The following is a 17,707-nucleotide window of genomic DNA, read 5'->3' as shown; positions in this document are numbered from 1 at the left end:
GCGCCTCCTACTTCTTGATCACGTTGCCATTGGCATCGCGCTGCACTTGCATCTTGGTGATTGGGATATATCCCATCTTCCCCACCAGGCGTTTTTGCGTCGCCGGCGCTTGAACGTAAGCCAAGAACTTCTTGGTCAACCCAGTCGGCTTGCCGCGGGTGTACATATGCTCGTACGACCAGATCGGCCATGCATTCGTCGCAACATTAGCGTCTGTTGGCGCCACCTTGTCAAGCGCCAGCGCCTGCACGGTTTTGTCGACATACGAAAAGGCGACATAAGATACCGCCCCTGGCGTCGACGCGACGATCGAGCGAACCATCCCGGTCGAATCTTGTTCCTGAGCGGCTTTAGGCTGACGCCCGTTCATCACCCACTTTTCAAACGTTGCGCGCGTTCCAGAACCCTGGGCGCGGTTGACGATGACGACCGGCATGTCCTTGCCCCCAACTTGTTTCCAGTTGGTGATCTCACCGGTGAACAGCTGCCTTAACTGAGCGATCGTCAGGTTCTTTACCCCGACTTTTTTATTTACGATCGGCGTGATGCCGACTACCGCTACGCGATGGTCGACCAGGTGTTTGGCGTCGATCCCCGACTTTTCTTCGGCGAATAAGTCAGAGTTACCAATTTCTACCGCGCCTTGTTGGATCTGGCTTAAGCCCGTACCACTCCCGCCGCCTTGGACGTTGATAAACACGCCCAGATGGTCGCTTTGGTATTGTTCTGCAGCCGCTTCAACGAGTGGTTGCAAGGCACTAGAGCCAACTGCGGTGATCGATTCGCCGCCGCTTTTTTGGGCGCCACAAGCCGCAAGGAGCGTTAAGCTCAAGGCGGCGATTAAGCCTAGCAGTTTTTTCACGTCGTTCCTCCGTATTTGATGTCAGAAACTAGTGTATCAAGCCACTGTAAATGTTCGCCTCTGCATGTGTAAAAATGTAGTAAATGCCCCAATCGTCCGGTAATGGAAGAACTGCACTATAACGGGAGCGTTACGGTAAAGGTGGTCCCAACACCAACTTGCGAATCAAGCGCGATGTCGCCTCCGAGCTGCTGCAACATCTCGGCAACAATCGCCAACCCAAGCCCGGTGCCGCCATTGTGGCGGCTACGGGCCTTGTCGACTCGGTAGAAGCGTTCGAAAATCCGCTGCTGATCGGAATCAGCGATCCCGATACCAGTGTCTTTGAACACCAGCTTCAAGGCATGTTCTTGTTCCTCAGCAGAAACGGTAACGCTACCGTGTTGCCGGTTGTAATACACGGCGTTGTTCAGCAGATTGCGGACGACCTGCGACAGCTTGACGTCATCACTTTGAATCGTCAAGTTGTCTGGCAATTCGATGTCGACCTTCAATTGCTTGTCAGCGATTGGCTTGGCCAGGCTGGTGACTGCCTGATCGAGAAGTCCGCGCAAATCAACGGTGGTGTGCTTAGCCGGCGCATCTGAAGGCCGTGACAGCGTCAAGATATCGGTGATCAGGCTGGTCAGGCGCGTACTTTCGTCGTGAATGATCGTCAAGAATTGATCGAGCGTCGCCGGATCGTCTTTGGCTCCTGCCAAAAGCGTCTCTGCAAAACCAGAAATCGCCGTGACCGGCGTCTTCAACTCATGCGACACGTTGCCAACAAAATCCAGTTGCATCTGCTCAACCTGGCGCAGATAAGTGACATCATACAAGATCACCAGCACCTGTTCGCGGTCAGCGCGCGCCTTCAAGGCGATCACGTTCGCATCGACGGACTTGTGGGTGATCAGCATGGTCATTTCTTTGTGATGACTCTTGCGATTGCGGAAGGTATGCTCGATCATCCGCGCCAGTGAATAAGTCTTCACATCGTCGAGATAATTATGCACATCAGGCGAAATCGGATGCCCGACAAACGCTGCCATCGCCTGGTTGCTCAACACAACATTGCGATCCATATCGATCAACATGACCCCTTGTGGCAAATGATCGATCAAGCGATCGAAACTCGCTTGGCGTAAGGCAACTTTTTGCCGCAAGTGGGCAACAGTTTGCTCAAGGTTGTTGATTTCGGTACCCATTTTGGCAAAAGCAGAACCTGGCGTCAGTAAGATTGGCGTGACGTTATGTTCGCTACGGATCCGGGCAATGTTGTGCGTCATCGTGGCGATGTGGCTCTCCCAGTAATGATGCCGCCGCAATCCCCAGCCCAACAGGCCGAGCATGACCAACCAATAGGCGCAAGCAAAAGCCGCCAGCCCTCGCGGCGATAGAGTCGCCAACGTCGCTTTGGTCTGCCAGACGCCAACAAAATGATTGTGTTGCGGCTCGAAGATATACAACTGCTCCGTGTCCCCAGCAATCCGCACCACCTGAGGCTCGGTGCCGACGATGGTGCGCTTTTGGTCGATCAGATCCTGCATCATTTGTTGACGCGCGGAATGCGGCTGGCCCACCAACGGGGTAATGACGACACCGGTGTCTTTGGCCAGCGTCGTCTGTTGATTATCCCCATGCCGATAGATCTGATAGACCTGTTTGAGATGGGTCGTTTGCTGCGAATACAGCAGGTGGTTACAGGCGCTGATAATGCTGAAAAAGCCTGCTATTGCAAGCAGGCTTGACCAGACGAGCTGGCGCGTGAATCTAGTCATTAGGAACCTCCATCTTATACCCGAAACCACGCACGGTTTTGATGTAGGCGGGATGCTTTGGATCGTCTTCGATTTTATCTCGCAGGTGAGACACCTGAATATCAACCATCCGCGTTTCAGCAGGGTATTCGAAACCCCAGACACCGTTCAGCAAAGCATCTCGAGACAAAATTTTATCGACGCGTTTGGCAAAAAAGGCGAGCAGTTCAAATTCCTTAGGCGTTAAAGTCAGCTTATCGCCATTTTTGGTCGCCTGGTAGTTATCTGGATCGATCCGCAGATTACCAACGGCAATCATATCGTTGGCATTGGCGGCCGGATGCTTTTGACCAGAGTCACCGTTAACCCGCCGCTCAATTGCCTTGATCCGCGCGACGATTTCTCGTGGCGAGAAAGGTTTGGTGACATAATCATCGGCGCCGAGTTCCAATCCAACGATCTTATCGGTTTCAGAATCCTTAGCCGTCAAGATCATGATTGGCGTCGCGATACCGGCACCGCGGATTTTTTTGGTGACCTCAAGTCCGTCTAGGCCAGGCAACATCAAATCTAAGATGATAAAATCAAATGCTTCCTGTAGCGCCAGAGTCAGCGCCGATTCACCGTCACCGGCAGTGGTCACGGCAAAATGTTCTTTCTCCAAGTTATACTGCAACAACGTTACGATCGCTGGTTCGTCATCGACCACAAGGATCTTCTTCATTCGGCTTCCTCCGCAAAAGTAATCATCCCCAGTTCATGTGGGGCCCCTTCGTATATCGCTGTTTCACACAATCGAATCTCGCCGTCAAGCCCTGCCACCCGCAGGCGACAATATGTGGGATGGGCTTGAATCGCGGCGTAGAGTTCAGCGTCGTTATGGACCGGCAACGAATTGCACAACAGCACCACGTCGCCAGCCTCTAATCCCATTTTTGCGGCCGGAGTCTCTGGTTGCACCGCAACCAAACGTACCCCAGTCTGAGTTTGAGAAATGTAATTGATGCCACCACGGGTCGCCAAAGCGTTGGCCAAGGCCAACCCGATGCCCAATGCCGCCAATACCCACAGCCATACAGTCATTGGTAGCAACCACGCCGCCACCGCGATGACGAGCGCGATACCGCCGGCGATCAGATACTGCCACGCCCACCGGTGCAAGGCGGCCTTAGGGAGTTGCTTTTTGGTTTTCAATGCCGCCCCTAAAATTAGCGGCAACCCGATCAAAGCAAAATGGGTGTTGGCAATCGTCAGCGTCGGCCACCAAGCAAACGCCGTAAACTGACTGCCACTAAGCGGCAAAATCAGTGGCACCCAGTAGAACTGCCGGTGTGCGTATACGGCGATCTTGGCCCCGCGCTTGCCCATCGTCAGCGTTGGTACGTCGATAGGTGGATCGATCACCGCCAACAATAACGCCTCCGCCAGCCACAAGCCGGCGATCAGCAATGCCAACCGCCAGCCCCAACTCGTTGCCTGAGGTAGCTGCTGCGGCCAAGGCACAAACAATGTCACAGCCCCAGCCAGGCTCAGCCACCAAGGCGCAAACCCGAGTCCCGACAACAACAACGCGACCAAACTCAGTACCGTAATCGTCACCAACACCTGCGATGGCAATAATACTCCACCGCCAAATGCCAGCGCCGATACGACCAAAGCTACAGCGACGCCACCGATCAACCCCGCCCACAAGCTCGTGGCGTGGCGATCGATCGCCGTCAAAAACACCTTGCGCTCGTGAGTCAACCGGCGCCAGTGCCAAAATATCGCGATCAAAATGCCTACCCAAGTGACCGGGCCAAGCAGTGTCAATAACAAGCGCACAAGGTTCACCTTCCTATTCGCCTTTAGTATATCATGTCAAGCGCATTTACCGAACGTAGCAAATGTATCGGCCAGCAATGACAGCGGATACATTACCGTTTCGCCCGTAAAAATTTGGTAAAAAGTTGGTGATGCCGATTTCATTCCCAAATTCACATTTTGGACTGAAGCTGTCCGGCAGCGTAAGCGTATCGTTGGTAGTAGACCAATCGCGGTCGGGTGCGGGCGAAAGCGACTCCAGCAGGTTTCAATCTGTCGTGGAGAGGGTGCTCGGCGAAGCTAACTTGGCCGTTCCGGCCAAGTGGATCTTCACCTGCGCCTTGCTGTAAGCGACAAGTCGCTAACAGCAATCTCACCACGTCAGATTGACCTGCTTCCGTCACTTTCGCCCGCACCCTAGATCCTGCGTATCAGGATAGTTTGATGTCATGGCCAATCGGGTCAACTCGTTGATTATAACTGATCCGTTCGTAATTAAATGAACTGTCAGCCGCTAGTCCATTTACATTCTCTTGGAAATTGCCACTTCTGGTGACGAGCTTCGTTAACGTCAGGGTTTGGTGTGTGGAGGCCCGAGATGGCTCAGGCGCGGCATTGTTGTTAGCGGCTTGCCGCTTACAACAAAGGCGTCGAGGAAGATCCACTCGTAGCGCAGCGGAGAGTTAGCTTCCGAGCGCCTCGCACCGTTCCAGCCATCTCTAGGGCCGGAACACACCAAACCCGACCTATACCACTATCCCAAACACATCCCAAAGAGGACTTACGCTACCGGACAACGATAGCAAAAAAAAATGTGAGCCCCTGAGGTCTCACATTTTTAAGCTTCAAGATTACGATTACTGAATATCGTACTCTGAGTATTCGCTGTTAAATTAAATCTTCAAGAAACGCCGCATCGAAACGACAGAACCCAACGCCCCGATGATGACCCCAACTGCAGCGAGTGCAATGTCCAGCCACAACAGGAACGGCATCGACGGGAACAACGAGTAGCCGTTAGTAGCGGTGGTTAGCCCGGCGTTGGAATAAACCAGCGGGTAACCGACGTCGACGACGATCATCGGAATGATCGACCCAAGTAAGCCTGTCCATGCACCTTCGAGAAGGAACGGCCAGCGAATGTAGCCATTGGTTGCCCCGACCAAGCGCATCACCCCGATTTCATCAGCACGTGACAAGATCGTGATCCGGATAGTGTTGGAGATCAAGAAGACGGCAACGAATAGGAGTAAGATGGTGAACCCGATCCCCCAACGTTGAATCGTGTCGACAGTCTTAAACAATTTCTTAGCAGTCGACCCACCATAGGAAGCTTCGGAAACATGGCGGAGCTTTTCAGCCTTTTTGGCGACCGTGATCGTCGCTTTTGGGCTCTTAGTATCCACCATGAACACATTGTTCAACGGGTTCTTGTCGCCAGAAAACATCTTCCACTGGCTACCATAGCTGCCGACGATGGTGTCCAGCTCAGTCTTAGCGGAGCGATAATGCACCGTTTTGACCTGCTTCATTGCCTTCAGTTGCGTTTCGAGCTTAGCTTCTTGCTTCTTGGTGGTGCCGCGGTCAACATACACGCGCACGCGCACATCATTTTCGACTTGAGTGGAAATCCGGTTGACGTTCAACAGCAACGCCATGAAGATGCCGACCAGCAAAAGGGTCACGGTCACCGCCGACACGGCGGCAACGGACATCCAACCGTTACGGCGAAGGGATTTCCAGGAGTCTTTGAGATGGCGTTTCATAACATTAGGCTTCACTGGCGTAACTCCCTTCCTTGTCATCGCGGATCAAGCGCCCGCCAGCGATTTCCAACACGCGGTGGGTGTGCTCATCGACCATTTGCTGGTTATGCGTCGCCATGATCACCGTTGTCCCAGTTGCGTGGACGCGTTCCAAGATATCCATGATTCCTTCAGCGGTTTCTGGATCCAAGTTCCCGGTTGGTTCGTCAGCAATTACAACTTGTGGCTTATTGACGATGGCTCGCGCGATCGATACTCGTTGCTGTTCCCCACCTGACAATTCAGATGGGAAACGCCGGATTTTTTGTTCCAGCCCCACAAGTTTCAAGACTTCTTGCACCCGCGGACGAATGTCTTTGTCAGGCGTTTCGATAACTTGCATCGCATACGCGACGTTTTCAAAAACCGTCAAGCGCGGTAACAGCTTGAAATCCTGGAACACGATCCCGATTTTCCGCCGCAGATATGGTACCTCAGCGGGGCGCAACGTGGCAAAATCGAACTCGTTGATCTTGATATCCCCTTCGGTCGGGGTCAATTCATGGTAAAGCATCTTAATAAACGTTGACTTACCGGCACCACTAGGCCCGATCACGTAAACGAACTCACCGTCATCAATGGTGATGTTGAGATCCTTCATCGCGACGACGCCGTTATCATACTTCATCATCACGTTCTTCATTTGAATCATGCGTGCGTCTCCTTATAGGCATTGTTACAAACAGGACTAGTATAGCAGGCGGATACAACAGGAGCATTGCAGATACATTACAAAACATTCGCGACACAATTTGAAATCAAATTATCCGCTTCTCTTGTCGACTGCCATACCGCCGCTTGGTTTAGTCAGGATTCTCAGAAGCGAGTTGCCATTGCAGATAAGCATAGATGAACGGATTCAAATCACCATCCATGACAGCTTGACCATTACCGGTTTCATAGTTGGAACGGTGGTCTTTGACCATCGTGTACGGATGGAACACGTAAGAGCGGATCTGCGAACCAAACGCCACATCAAGCTGTTGGCCTTTGATGGCTGCGGCTTCTTGAGCTTTCTTCTCTTGTTCGCGAGTATATAACTTCGCCTTCAGCATGCCCATGGCCGTAGCTTTGTTCTGAAACTGCGAACGCTGGGCTTGGCTGGACACTACGATACCAGTCGGGATATGGATCAAGCGGACCGCGGAACTGGTCTTGTTGATGTGCTGTCCGCCGGCACCACTGGAGCGGAACACTTCCATCTTGATGTCTTCTGGGCGGATATCGATATCGATCGAGTTATCCAGCTCGGGCATGACGTCGACACTGGCAAAAGACGTGTGCCGACGACCAGCAGAATCAAACGGGGAGATCCGCACCAGCCGGTGGACCCCTTTTTCACTGCGTAACATGCCATAGGCGTTTTCACCTTGGATCAACAATGTGACGGATTTAATGCCCGCTTCATCGCCGGCGAGATAGTCAGCGACTTCTACCTTGTAGCCGTTTTGATCAGCCCAACGCTGATACATCCGCAACAACATACTGCCCCAGTCTTGCGACTCAGTCCCCCCGGCGCCAGGATGGATTTCCAAGATGGCATTGTTAGCATCGTACTTGCCGTTGAGTAGTAGCGCCATTTCGTAGTTGTTCATCTGCGCTTCCAGCGTGTGGATGCCCGACTCGAGTTCCTGTTGCATACCAGCGTCAGGCTCTTCTTGTAATAGTTCTAAAGAAACATCGAGGTCGTCGAGCTGATTGGCCAACGCGTAAAAGTTATCGTGTTTGGTCTTCAACGCGTTGTTGGCATCAATCACCTTCTGGGCGGCTTGCTGGTCGTTCCAGAAATTTGGTTCTGCCATGCGGCCTTCGTTTTCTGAGATGCGTTCGTTCAAGGCATCGAGGTCAAAGAGACCCCCTGAACTGATTTATTTTGGTGCGTAATTGTGCAAGCGTGTTGCGCGCTTCTGCGATTTCCATGGCACATTCTCCTTTGATTATTGTTAGCAGACAAGCAAAAAGCCGGGCATTGTCCGGCCTTTTGCTTGTCGTCAAGTTTGCGAGGTAACGCCAGGCGGTCTAGGCCCGTCCTGCTTTGCTCTTCGTCGAGCTACATGGCGCAACGGTGCGTGTCAACGTTGTCTCGGTCACGCACCGGCGCTGCCGGCACGAGTCCAAGTTGTCTTACCTACATCGCTGAACCCGCCTTGCGCCGCTCTGGATTTTAGCGCCGGATGTTTTGACGGATCTCAGCCTTCATGAACAGACGGGTCACGTCTTCATCCATGTGCGCGATCATTTCTTCAAACATGCGGTAAGCTTCTTCTTGATATTCGACCAAGGGGTTCATCTGCCCGTAACCACGTAGGCCAACGGACTGACGCAATTGATCCAAAACGTCGATGTGATCAGTCCACAGACTATCGACCACGCGGAGGATAACCACCTTTTCAAATTCAAGCATCTGGGCTTGATCGCCAAGTTGTTTCAATTTTTGTTGGTAGTTAGCTTCTGCCAAGTCCTCGATCTTCTTGATTAGCTCTTCTTGGCCAAGGCCGGCGAGGTCGTCGACCTTGATCACATCAGGGTTGACCATATTGGAAGTCACGTAGTCGTAGATCTTGTCGAGCTCCCACTTGGAAGATTCGCCTTGGGTGTGCAACTGTACGATCCGCGTGATGCAACGATTGATCATCGCCATCAGTACCGGCTTCAGCGATTCTTCTTCGTTGATGACCTGTTGACGTTGCTTGTAGATGACTTCCCGCTGTTCACGCATGACGTCATCGTATTGCAACGTGTTTTTACGGGTATCATAGTTGTTCCCTTCGACTCGCTTCTGTGCGGATTCGACGGAACGCGAAATCATCCGGCTACGGATGACCTGCTCGTCGTCTTCCAGCTTGAAGCGATCGAGCATCGCCTTGATCCGCTCGGAACCAAAACGCTTCATCAAGTCGTCTTCCAGCGACAGATAGAACTGGGTGGAACCAGGATCCCCTTGCCGACCGGAACGGCCACGCAACTGGTTGTCGATACGACGAGATTCATGACGCTCGGTACCGATAACGGCCAGGCCACCAACTTCTGTGACGCCAGGGCCGAGCTTGATATCGGTCCCCCGCCCAGCCATGTTGGTCGCGATGGTAACGGCACCGCGTTGGCCGGCATTCATAACGATTTCAGCTTCACGTGCGTGGTTTTTCGCGTTCAATACAGAATGCGGAATACCTTCTTCGTCGAGCATCTTGGACAAGCGCTCGGAAGATTCGATCGCTACGGTCCCGACTAAGATCGGTTGCCCCTTGGCGTGACGTTCCTTGATATCTTTAACAACGGCGTTAAACTTCGCATCCAAGGTCGGATACAAAATGTCTGGCGCATCGACACGGGCGATCGGCCGGTTGGTCGGGATCGACAACACGTTCATGTTGTAGATTTCACGGAACTCTTCTTCTTCGGTCTTCGCGGTCCCGGTCATCCCGGACAGTTTGTTGTACATCCGGAAGAAGTTCTGATACGTGATGGTCGCCATGGTCTGGTTTTCATCTTGGATCTCGACGCCTTCCTTGGCTTCGATGGCTTGGTGCAACCCGTCAGAGAAGCGCCGACCTTCCATCGCCCGCCCGGTGAAAGAATCAACGATCAAGACTTCTCCGTCTTTGACCATGTAGTCGATATCCTTGAGCATGATATAGTTTGCACGCAGCGCCTGATCCATATGGTGGGTCAAGGCGGTGTTTTCGGTGTCATACAAGTTCTTCAGACCAAAAGCCTTCTCGGCCTTGCGGATCCCTTGTTCTGTCAGACTGATGGTCTTGGTCGGCCAGTCGATCTTATAGTCGTCTTCTTCTTTGAGCGTCTTGACGAAGCGGTCGGCCCGGATATATAACCCGTTAGACTTTTCAGCGCCGCCAGAAATAATCAAAGGTGTCCGCGCCTCATCGATCAAGATGGAGTCAACTTCATCGACAATGGCATAGTTCAGTTCGCGCTGGACCATCTGTTGCTTATAGACGACCATATTGTCACGCAGGTAATCAAACCCAAGCTCCGCGTTGGTCGAATAGGTGATGTCTGCATTATAGGCTTCGCGCTTTTCATCGCTAGACTTTTCATGGGTGTTCAACCCTACAGATAGACCCATCCAGTTATAAAGTTCGCCCATTTCTGTGGCATCACGCGCACTCAAGTATTCGTTGACGGTGACAACGTGTACCCCGTGGCCTGCCAAAGCATTCAGGTAAACTGGCATGGTAGCGGTCAAGGTTTTCCCTTCACCGGTTTTCATTTCAGCGATATTACCTTCATGCAAGGTGATCCCACCGATGATCTGCACTCTGAACGGGAACAACCCCAACACCCGCTTGGCACCTTCACGGACAGCCGCGAAAGCCTCAGGCAAAATATCATCGAGGGTTTCCCCGTTTTGCAAGCGCTCTTTAAAAGCGGGCGTCTTTGCTTGTAATTCTTCGTCGCTTAATGCGGCATATTCATCTTCATGCGCGATGACCTTATCGGCGATCTTACCGATACGGTTAACTTCGCGCTTGTCGTTTTCGACCCATTTTCTAAGTGGATTAGCCATTAATTGAATTCCCTTCTGTCAAAATGTGTACACTAACTGACAGTATCTTCATTATTCTAGCATTGATTCCGCAGATTGAAAACCACACGATGCATTATCTCAGTCGATACTGTCGAGATTCTCTGCCATTCAAAAGGGGCCGCACATCATGCACGGCCCCTATACTAGTTTATTTAGTTTATTCGTCAGTTTCGATCAAGCCATAACGGCCATCACGACGCTTGTAAACGATACTGGTGCCGCTGGTTTCTGCGTCTTCAAAGATGAAGAAGTTGTGCCCCAGCATGTCCATCTGCAAGATAGCTTCTTGAGAATCCATTGGTTTCAAGGACACGCGCTTGGTGCGAACAACTGCCAAGTCGTCTTCAGGGACCTCTTCTTCGTCTGCCGGTGCCACTTGAATTGGATTCAAGCCTTTCTCACGGGACTTGCGGTTGATCTTGGTCTTGTATTTGCGAACCTGCCGCTCCAACTTGTCGGTAACCAAATCAACGCTGGCATACAGATCAGGGCTGGTTTCTTCAGCACGCAATGTGAGATAAGACAACGGGATGGTCACTTCCACTTTAGCCGTCTTGTCGGGGTAAACTTTCAAATTCACATGCGCGATCGCTTGAACCGAGTTATCAAAGAACTTGTTGAGTTTGCTGATGCGCTTCTCGACATAAGCCCGAATCGCTTCAGTGACCTCGATGTTTTCGCCACGAACGTTGTATGTTAGCATGACACTTCTCCCCTTTCATCAGCGTCACAAGATGCGGTGACGCATGAGGTGGCGGGCGTTGTTAGCCCTTCCATCTCTCTGCCTTTATTATAGCCGACTGCGTCTCTAGACACAAACGATTCCCTGTGAATTATTTACCTAATTAACGAAAAACTTGTGATTTTTCCGCAAAAGCCGCCAGCTTTAAGCGCGTGGGCGGCGTGATAAAGCGTGCGTCCTGTCGTATACAGATCATCAACCAAAATCACCCGCGACACGCGCCGAAAATCCGCTTCCGGTTTCAAGCTAAAGCTTTGCGGCGTCGCCAGCCGCCCCGCCCGATTCTTCTGGGCCTGTGGCTGGGCGGTATCGGCCTTGGTCAGCCATTGACGCAACGGTAGGTGACCGAACAACCCAAGTACCGGATCGAATCCCCGCCGCGCATAATGCCCGGCTTCGCTGGGGATTGGTACCAACACACCGTGCTGAGGTGGCTGCAGTTCCGTCTGGAAAGCAACGTGGAGCCGCCAGTCGCCCAAGCCTTTGTACTGCTGGATGAAGGCCTTCATCGCTTGGTTATACGTAAAAACCGCGCGGTGGTGCAACAACGCCTCTCCTTGCGCCTGCCAACGTTGACAATCCAGGCACAATTGTGGTGAATTTGCGCGCCCACATCCTGGACAGGCCAGCTCTTGGTCGATCCGCTCAAAGGTGCGCAGACAGCTTGCACACAACCGCGGTGCCACCAGCGCCTTCAACGTGACCAACTCCGCTAGCCGCAATTCCCAACGCAACGGTTGACGGCACAACAAACATTCCATGATGATACCCCCTAACTGTCGTTGTCCGGCAGCGTAAGTGTGTCGTTGGCTGTAGACCAATCGCGGTCGGGTGCGGGTGAAAGTGACTCCAGCAGGCTTCAATCTGTCGTGGAGAGGGTGCTCGGCGGAGCTAACTTCGTCTGCGACGAAGTGGATCTCCACCTGCGCCTTGCTGTAAGCGACAAGTCGCTAACAGCAATCTCACCACGTCAGATTGACCTGCTTCCGTCACTTTCACCCACACCCTAGGTTCTGCATATCAGGATAGTATCGTGTAACGGACAACACGGTCTAACTAATCTATTCTTAACTAGACATATTGTCAGCCACTGGTCTATTTCTATTCTCGTGAAATTTGCCACTTCTGGTGACACATGACGCTAACGTCAGGGTTTGGTGTGTGGAGGCCCGAGATGGCTCAGGCGCGGCATTGTTGTTAGCGGCTTGCCGCTTACAACAAAGGCGTCGAGGAAGATCCACTCGTAGCGCAGCGGAGAGTTAGCTTCCGAGCGCCTCGCACCGTTCCAGCCATCTCTAGGGCCGGAACACACCAAACCCGACCTGTACCACCATCCAAAAGACATCCCAAAGAAGACTTACGTTGTCGGACAGTGATAATCTAGAGACGGCTAGAAGCCAGCTTGATGGTTGATATGACGAATAGTCCGCAGGGCGAGTTGCATGGCGCGAGTGTAGTGGCGGGCATAGAACCAGACCGGATCGTCTACGGAATCTGCAGAACGGCCAGCACGGCCGGCCATTTGGATCAGCGAAGCAGCATCGAATTGCCGCGCGTCAGCCGCAAGCACCATAACGGCACATTTCGGGATTGTGACCCCGCGCTCCAAAATCGTGGTCGTTATCAATAACTGTATGTCGCCGCGGCGAAAGGCTGCGACCTTGTCTGCACGTTCTGGATCGCTGGCATGCACACCAGCAACCGGCACAGCCAACTTAGCCTGCAATTGCGTCTGCAAAATTGGCACCCAGGCAATCTCTGGGACAAAAAGCAAACAGCGGTGCGTAGATACAATTGTTGCAAGCTGTCTGATCAACTTCGCATCGATCTGCTCTGGTAGTCGTCTACGGCCAAGCCAGGCGACTTTTGGTACCGGCAACGGCGCATTGTGAAACCGTCTTGGCAACACGCTTAGCCCCAGCCGTCCGCGCTTGGCCGCTTGCAATAATTTTGCGGGCGGCGTGGCACTCAGCCAGACCTTCGCGCCACGCGTCGCATGTTCGGCTGCATATGCCAAGGCTTGGTTATGGACGAATGGAAAAGCATCGACTTCATCGATGATCAAAAGATCGAAAGCTTGATAGTAGCGCAACAGCTGATGCGTCGTCAGCACTGTCAACGCCACGTCATGTTGCGGCCAAGGCGCGCCACCATAGCGGATTGCCATCGAGGTGTGGGCAAACGCCGCCTGCAAACGCGGGGCGAGCTCTCGTACCACATCGATTCTGGGTGCCGCAACCCCTACCCGACCGCCAGCGTCTAACACCGCCGCAATGGTTTCAAACAACATCTCCGTTTTTCCGGCACCGGTCACCGCCCACAGCAAGTGATCCCGGCCGGCCGTCACAGATGCTTGCACGGCCGCAGAAGCGGCGGCCTGGGCTGGCGTCAACTCCCCTTGCCAGGTCAGATAATGCCCCGGCGTGAGTGTTGTTGCTGGGAAGCGACACAACGTCTCTTGATCACTGACTCGACCGAGATTAATGCAAGCCGCACAATAGCGGGTTCCGCTTGGCAGACGTACTGGCTGTTTTTGTCCGCAACGATTGCACGTGCCATCAGCCCGCAATCCTGCGACCTCCTGTGCTAAACTGGAGTCAATGATTTCGCTTCGTAACAACTGCATCCCCGCATACTGCAAAAGGAGTCCCTCCTATGGCATACCGCACCATCGCCGCTGACGGCGAACACGAATTGATCATCAAAAAATCGCGTTTTATCACCCACCTCGCCCGCATCCAAAGCGAAGAAGATGCACAAGCTTTCATCGCCAAAATCAAGAAGCAACATTATAAAGCCAACCACAACGTCCCAGTGTACTTGCTCGGTGACGACGACCACATCCAACGTGCCAACGACGACGGTGAACCCTCTGGTACCGCAGGCGTCCCTATGCTTCAAACTTTGCAACAGATGGGGCTACACGACGTCTGTGCTGTCACCACCCGATATTTTGGTGGCATCAAACTCGGTGCTGGCGGCTTGATCCGTGCTTATGCCAACGGCGTGCAAGACGCGGTCGAAGCTATCGGCGTCGTCGAGCGTGTTTGGCAAAAAGCCCTCACTATCGAGATCAGCTACGCACAACTCGGGACAGTGCAACACTATCTTGAAGCGCATCATCAGACCATCCAATCTACTAATTACGCGGTTGATGTCAGCATCGAGACAAATGTCGCAGATGATGAACTCGACAAGCTCCGAGCTGGTTTGATCGACCTGCTCAGTGGCCAGGTCACGTTAACCGTAGGCGACCCAAGATTTACCGAAGTGCCGGTTGCGCTATAACTGATTTCGGTGTGGCTAACAAGTTCGGATTATTGCCGGTACCCGGCTAAGCAGACGATCCACTATGCTATAATTGAGGCATCAGTTCAGCTTGGGAGGCTCCAATTTGATGCAAACACTCGCAATTATCATTCCTTGCCATAACGAGGAAGAAAACGTTGCCGTTTTCTATCAGGCAGTGACGCGCACTTTCGCTGACTTACCGGCTTACCGGCCGATTTTTTGGTACATTAACGATGGCTCGACTGATCGCACCTTGGCCGAGATCAAGCAACTGCAGCTGACTGACCCAGATGTCCATTACATCGACTTTTCCCGTGGCTTCGGTAAAGAAGCTGGTATGTATGCTGGCCTCCAGCACGCGCACGCTGACTTGTACACCATCATGGACGCTGATTTGCAGGATCCGCCTCAAATGTTACCGGAGATGATTGCCGGGATCGATGAAGGCTACGAAATGGTTGGCGCCGCGCGCACCGATCGCTCCGGTGAACCGGCCTTGCGGAGCATGTTTTCTAGACTTTTCTATAAATTGATGAGGCGGATCTCCCAAGCCGACATCGTCCCCGGCGCGCGCGATTTCCGCGTCATGACGCCGAAGTACGTGAACGCTGTGTTGTCGCTGAGCGAGCATAATCGGTTTTCAAAAGGGATCTTCGGCTGGATCGGCTTCAAATCCAAGTACCTGCCTTATCAAAACGTCGAGCGCAAATATGGTAAAACTGCTTGGAGCTTCTCTAGCTTGTTCAAATATTCGCTCGATGGCATCATCGATTTCTCCGATGCGCCGTTGACTTTCGTTTCATGGTTGGGAATCTTCAGCTTTGTAATTTCCACCCTTGCTTTGATCTTCATTGTTGTGCGCGCCATGATCTACGGTGACCCGACGCCAGGCTGGCCAAGTTTGGTCTCAATCTTCCTGATGATTGGCGGCCTGCAGCTATTTGCCACCGGTATCTTAGGCCGTTACATTGGCAAAATCTTATTAGAAGTGAAGAATCGTCCAATTTACGTTGTGAACGAAATCAAATAACGCAAAGACCTACTTTAGTTGCATGTCAGCATCTAGAGGAAGACCTTTTCCAAACCGGTGCCCGTTGTCGCGCCCTCGCGACCTATAACACCATCTCCAACATGTCCTAAAGCAAACCTAGACAGCTAACTTCAGTTTATGAACACACCAAAAAAGCACTTCTCGATGAGAGGTGCTTTTTGATATTACCAGAGATAATGGACAGGATTCTTGATCTTGCGGTCGTAAACATCTTGAACGATCGCCATCTGGGCATCACTCAGCGCTGGCAAATCAGAAGCCACTGTATTGCGTGCGATTTGGCTTGGCTTGCTGGCACCAGGAATCACTGCGGACACTTCTGGGCTCATCAAGATGTACCGCAAGGCAGTCGCCGCGAGGTTTTCCGTGCCTAGCCGTTGCTTAAGTTCATCTGCCGCGGCCACACCAGTGAGGTAATCCACACCGGAGAACGTCTCGCCTTTATCGAATAACTCGCCGTTGCGATTGTTGCTGCGCTGGTCTTCCGGCGCGAAGGTCGTCGTTGCCGTCAACTTACCAGACAACAGCCCACTGGCCAATGGTACCCGTGCCAGGATCCCGACGTTGTGGACCTTGGCCTGAGCAAAAAAGTGTTCTGCCGGACGCAGGCGGAACATATTGTAGATGATCTCAACGGCAGAAATATCATAATCCAACGCCCGCAACGCTTCTTCAACACGTTCGACAGAAACGCCGTAGTTCAAGATCTTGCCTTCTTGCTTCAGCGCATCAAGCGTAGCAAAAATCTCTGGATCGTAATAGCCTTTCATCGGCGGGCAATGTAGCAAAACGCAATCCAGCGCTTCTGTACCCATGTTTTTCAGCGATTCGTCAACATAGCGACGCAGGTGTTTCGGGTCAAAATGTTCCAGACTTAAAGGACTCTCTTTGCGACCAATCTTGGTGGTGTAATGCACATCAGCATGCTGCTTGGCGAAGACACCGACTGCCCTTTCACTTTCGCCGCCTTTATAACTATCCGCGGTGTCAAAGAAATTCACCCCGTGTTCGTAAGCCGTCTCAAGCGTTGCTTGGGCATCGTCGAGCGAAAATGGCGCGCCCCACTTGCCACCTAATTGCCAAGTGCCAAGGCTGACCTCGCTGATCTGAAAACCGGTTTTACCAAAAGTCCGATATTTCATTGTCTGCTTCCCCCTTTTCACCCTGGATTATTCATAGAATTTCAAAAAAGCAGCGCAATCCCATGATTCACACGGGACTGCGCTGCTTTGGTGTTTCACCCATTGGGTGCGCCTATATGCTAAGGTTGAGTCGACGAAAACCATCACGAAAGCGAGGCTTCACACCATCTCAACTTTAACCAGCTTATCCCTGCAATGCAATACCAATGTGACTGTGACCGCCGACGGCGGTCAACTTTCAAATGACGCCGGACTCGTTTTGTTCCAAGAGTTTCTTCATCGTATCAACTTTAGGCAACTTGCCAATCAGTGCCTCAAGTTACCAGACCAACGACGATTCTGGAAGGCCTCGATGATCGACATCTTCTTGGAAAAATTGTTGCTCGACGTTGCCGGGTATTTACATGACAGTAGTGCCAATGACTGGCAACGTGATCCCGTACTGGCGGCCACCTTGGGTAGCTCTCGGCTAGTCTCACAGCCCTCACTTTCACGGTTTTTCAAGCGCCTTGAAGACGCCGACCTAGATGACTTTCGGAAGCTTATCTGGCAAGTAGCCGCCTTGGCTTTCCGTCTTAGTGGTCAATCCCGCTTCGTGCTGGATATAGACTCAACGCATTGTGATACTTTCGGTAATCAAGAACGGTCCGCCTTCAACGCTCACTATATGGCCTATGGATATCACCCTCAGGTTGTATTTGATCAAGAGTCCGGGTTGCTCTT

At 52.4% G+C, this 17,707-nt stretch carries 15 protein-coding genes; 3 read left to right on the top strand and 12 right to left on the bottom strand.

Annotation, left to right across the window (positions count from 1 at the left end; translation table 11 throughout):
* Positions 1-7: 7 nt before the first annotated feature.
* The 11 genes from ACYVRB_RS02095 to ACYVRB_RS02045 form a co-directional block, all read right to left on the bottom strand.
* Positions 8-862, bottom strand: coding sequence for a phosphate ABC transporter substrate-binding protein PstS family protein (locus ACYVRB_RS02095; RefSeq protein ID WP_461213253.1), 855 nt, complete (start codon positions 860-862; stop codon positions 8-10).
* 116 nt (positions 863-978) lie between these two features.
* Positions 979-2,622: a two-component system histidine kinase PnpS gene (pnpS, locus tag ACYVRB_RS02090; protein ID WP_461213252.1), complete on the bottom strand. Its 1,644-nt coding sequence runs from the start codon at positions 2,620-2,622 to the stop codon at positions 979-981.
* Positions 2,615-3,325, bottom strand: a complete 711-nt coding sequence (locus tag ACYVRB_RS02085) for a response regulator transcription factor (protein ID WP_461213251.1) — start codon at positions 3,323-3,325, stop codon at positions 2,615-2,617. The genes pnpS and ACYVRB_RS02085 overlap by 8 nt, the downstream gene beginning before the upstream one ends.
* Positions 3,322-4,425: a PDZ domain-containing protein gene (locus tag ACYVRB_RS02080; protein WP_461213250.1), complete on the bottom strand. Its 1,104-nt coding sequence runs from the start codon at positions 4,423-4,425 to the stop codon at positions 3,322-3,324. The genes ACYVRB_RS02085 and ACYVRB_RS02080 overlap by 4 nt, the downstream gene beginning before the upstream one ends.
* 872 nt (positions 4,426-5,297) lie before the next feature.
* Positions 5,298-6,170, bottom strand: a complete 873-nt coding sequence (gene ftsX / locus ACYVRB_RS02075; RefSeq protein WP_461213391.1) for a permease-like cell division protein FtsX — start codon at positions 6,168-6,170, stop codon at positions 5,298-5,300.
* A gap of 4 nt (positions 6,171-6,174) precedes the next feature.
* On the bottom strand, positions 6,175-6,861 hold the full coding sequence (ftsE, locus tag ACYVRB_RS02070; protein ID WP_461213249.1) for a cell division ATP-binding protein FtsE: 687 nt from the start codon (positions 6,859-6,861) through the stop codon (positions 6,175-6,177).
* Between the two features lie 151 nt (positions 6,862-7,012).
* Positions 7,013-8,129 (bottom strand): peptide chain release factor 2 gene (gene prfB, locus ACYVRB_RS02065; protein ID WP_461213248.1). Its coding sequence is split into 2 segments (ribosomal slippage): positions 7,013-8,056 and positions 8,058-8,129, totalling 1,116 coding nucleotides; the frame shifts between segments, so codons are not numbered across the junction.
* Between the two features lie 244 nt (positions 8,130-8,373).
* Positions 8,374-10,737, bottom strand: coding sequence for a preprotein translocase subunit SecA (gene secA, locus ACYVRB_RS02060; protein ID WP_461213247.1), 2,364 nt, complete (start codon positions 10,735-10,737; stop codon positions 8,374-8,376).
* 178 nt (positions 10,738-10,915) lie between these two features.
* On the bottom strand, positions 10,916-11,461 hold the full coding sequence (hpf, locus tag ACYVRB_RS02055; protein ID WP_461213246.1) for a ribosome hibernation-promoting factor, HPF/YfiA family: 546 nt from the start codon (positions 11,459-11,461) through the stop codon (positions 10,916-10,918).
* Positions 11,462-11,595: 134 nt separating this feature from the next.
* Complete coding sequence (locus ACYVRB_RS02050; protein WP_461213245.1) at positions 11,596-12,261, bottom strand: ComF family protein; 666 nt, start codon at positions 12,259-12,261, stop codon at positions 11,596-11,598.
* Positions 12,262-12,890: 629 nt separating this feature from the next.
* Entirely contained in the window at positions 12,891-14,141 is a 1,251-nt protein-coding gene (locus tag ACYVRB_RS02045) for a helicase-related protein (protein WP_461213244.1), read from the bottom strand.
* A gap of 14 nt (positions 14,142-14,155) precedes the next feature.
* On the opposite strand from ACYVRB_RS02045, the gene ACYVRB_RS02040 reads away from it, so the two are divergent.
* Together ACYVRB_RS02040 and ACYVRB_RS02035 are read left to right on the top strand one after the other, a co-directional pair.
* Positions 14,156-14,788, top strand: coding sequence for a YigZ family protein (locus tag ACYVRB_RS02040; protein ID WP_461213243.1), 633 nt, complete (start codon positions 14,156-14,158; stop codon positions 14,786-14,788).
* A 106-nt stretch (positions 14,789-14,894) separates the two neighbouring features.
* Positions 14,895-15,821: a glycosyltransferase family 2 protein gene (locus ACYVRB_RS02035; RefSeq protein ID WP_461213242.1), complete on the top strand. Its 927-nt coding sequence runs from the start codon at positions 14,895-14,897 to the stop codon at positions 15,819-15,821.
* A 185-nt stretch (positions 15,822-16,006) separates the two neighbouring features.
* Here the strand turns inward: ACYVRB_RS02035 and ACYVRB_RS02030 are convergent, their stop codons facing one another.
* Positions 16,007-16,984 carry an aldo/keto reductase gene (locus tag ACYVRB_RS02030; RefSeq protein WP_461213241.1) on the bottom strand — a complete coding sequence of 326 codons (978 nt, stop codon included), beginning with the start codon at positions 16,982-16,984 and terminating at the stop codon, positions 16,007-16,009.
* A gap of 106 nt (positions 16,985-17,090) precedes the next feature.
* Between ACYVRB_RS02030 and ACYVRB_RS02025 the strand changes: the two genes are divergently transcribed.
* Positions 17,091-17,707, top strand: a 617-nt coding sequence (locus ACYVRB_RS02025) for a transposase (protein ID WP_461213240.1), incomplete at its 3' end; no start/stop codon positions are given.

Source organism: Lacticaseibacillus boliensis (genome assembly GCF_054784775.1).
Note: the sequence above shows the minus strand (reverse complement) of the source record. Positions and strands in the feature narration are given on the sequence as shown.

What these genes read in the sequence shown, in the direction of transcription:
- pnpS (WP_461213252.1), bottom strand. Translation starts at nt 2,622, where the DNA reads ATGACTAGATTCACGCGCCAGCTCGTCTGGTCAAGCCTGCTTGCAATA.
- ACYVRB_RS02085 (WP_461213251.1), bottom strand. Translation starts at nt 3,325, where the DNA reads ATGAAGAAGATCCTTGTGGTCGATGACGAACCAGCGATCGTAACGTTG.
- ftsX (WP_461213391.1), bottom strand. Translation starts at nt 6,170, where the DNA reads ATGAAACGCCATCTCAAAGACTCCTGGAAATCCCTTCGCCGTAACGGT.
- ftsE (WP_461213249.1), bottom strand. Translation starts at nt 6,861, where the DNA reads ATGATTCAAATGAAGAACGTGATGATGAAGTATGATAACGGCGTCGTC.
- secA (WP_461213247.1), bottom strand. Translation starts at nt 10,737, where the DNA reads ATGGCTAATCCACTTAGAAAATGGGTCGAAAACGACAAGCGCGAAGTT.
- hpf (WP_461213246.1), bottom strand. Translation starts at nt 11,461, where the DNA reads ATGCTAACATACAACGTTCGTGGCGAAAACATCGAGGTCACTGAAGCG.
- ACYVRB_RS02050 (WP_461213245.1), bottom strand. Translation starts at nt 12,261, where the DNA reads ATGGAATGTTTGTTGTGCCGTCAACCGTTGCGTTGGGAATTGCGGCTA.
- ACYVRB_RS02040 (WP_461213243.1), top strand. Translation starts at nt 14,156, where the DNA reads ATGGCATACCGCACCATCGCCGCTGACGGCGAACACGAATTGATCATC.
- ACYVRB_RS02030 (WP_461213241.1), bottom strand. Translation starts at nt 16,984, where the DNA reads ATGAAATATCGGACTTTTGGTAAAACCGGTTTTCAGATCAGCGAGGTC.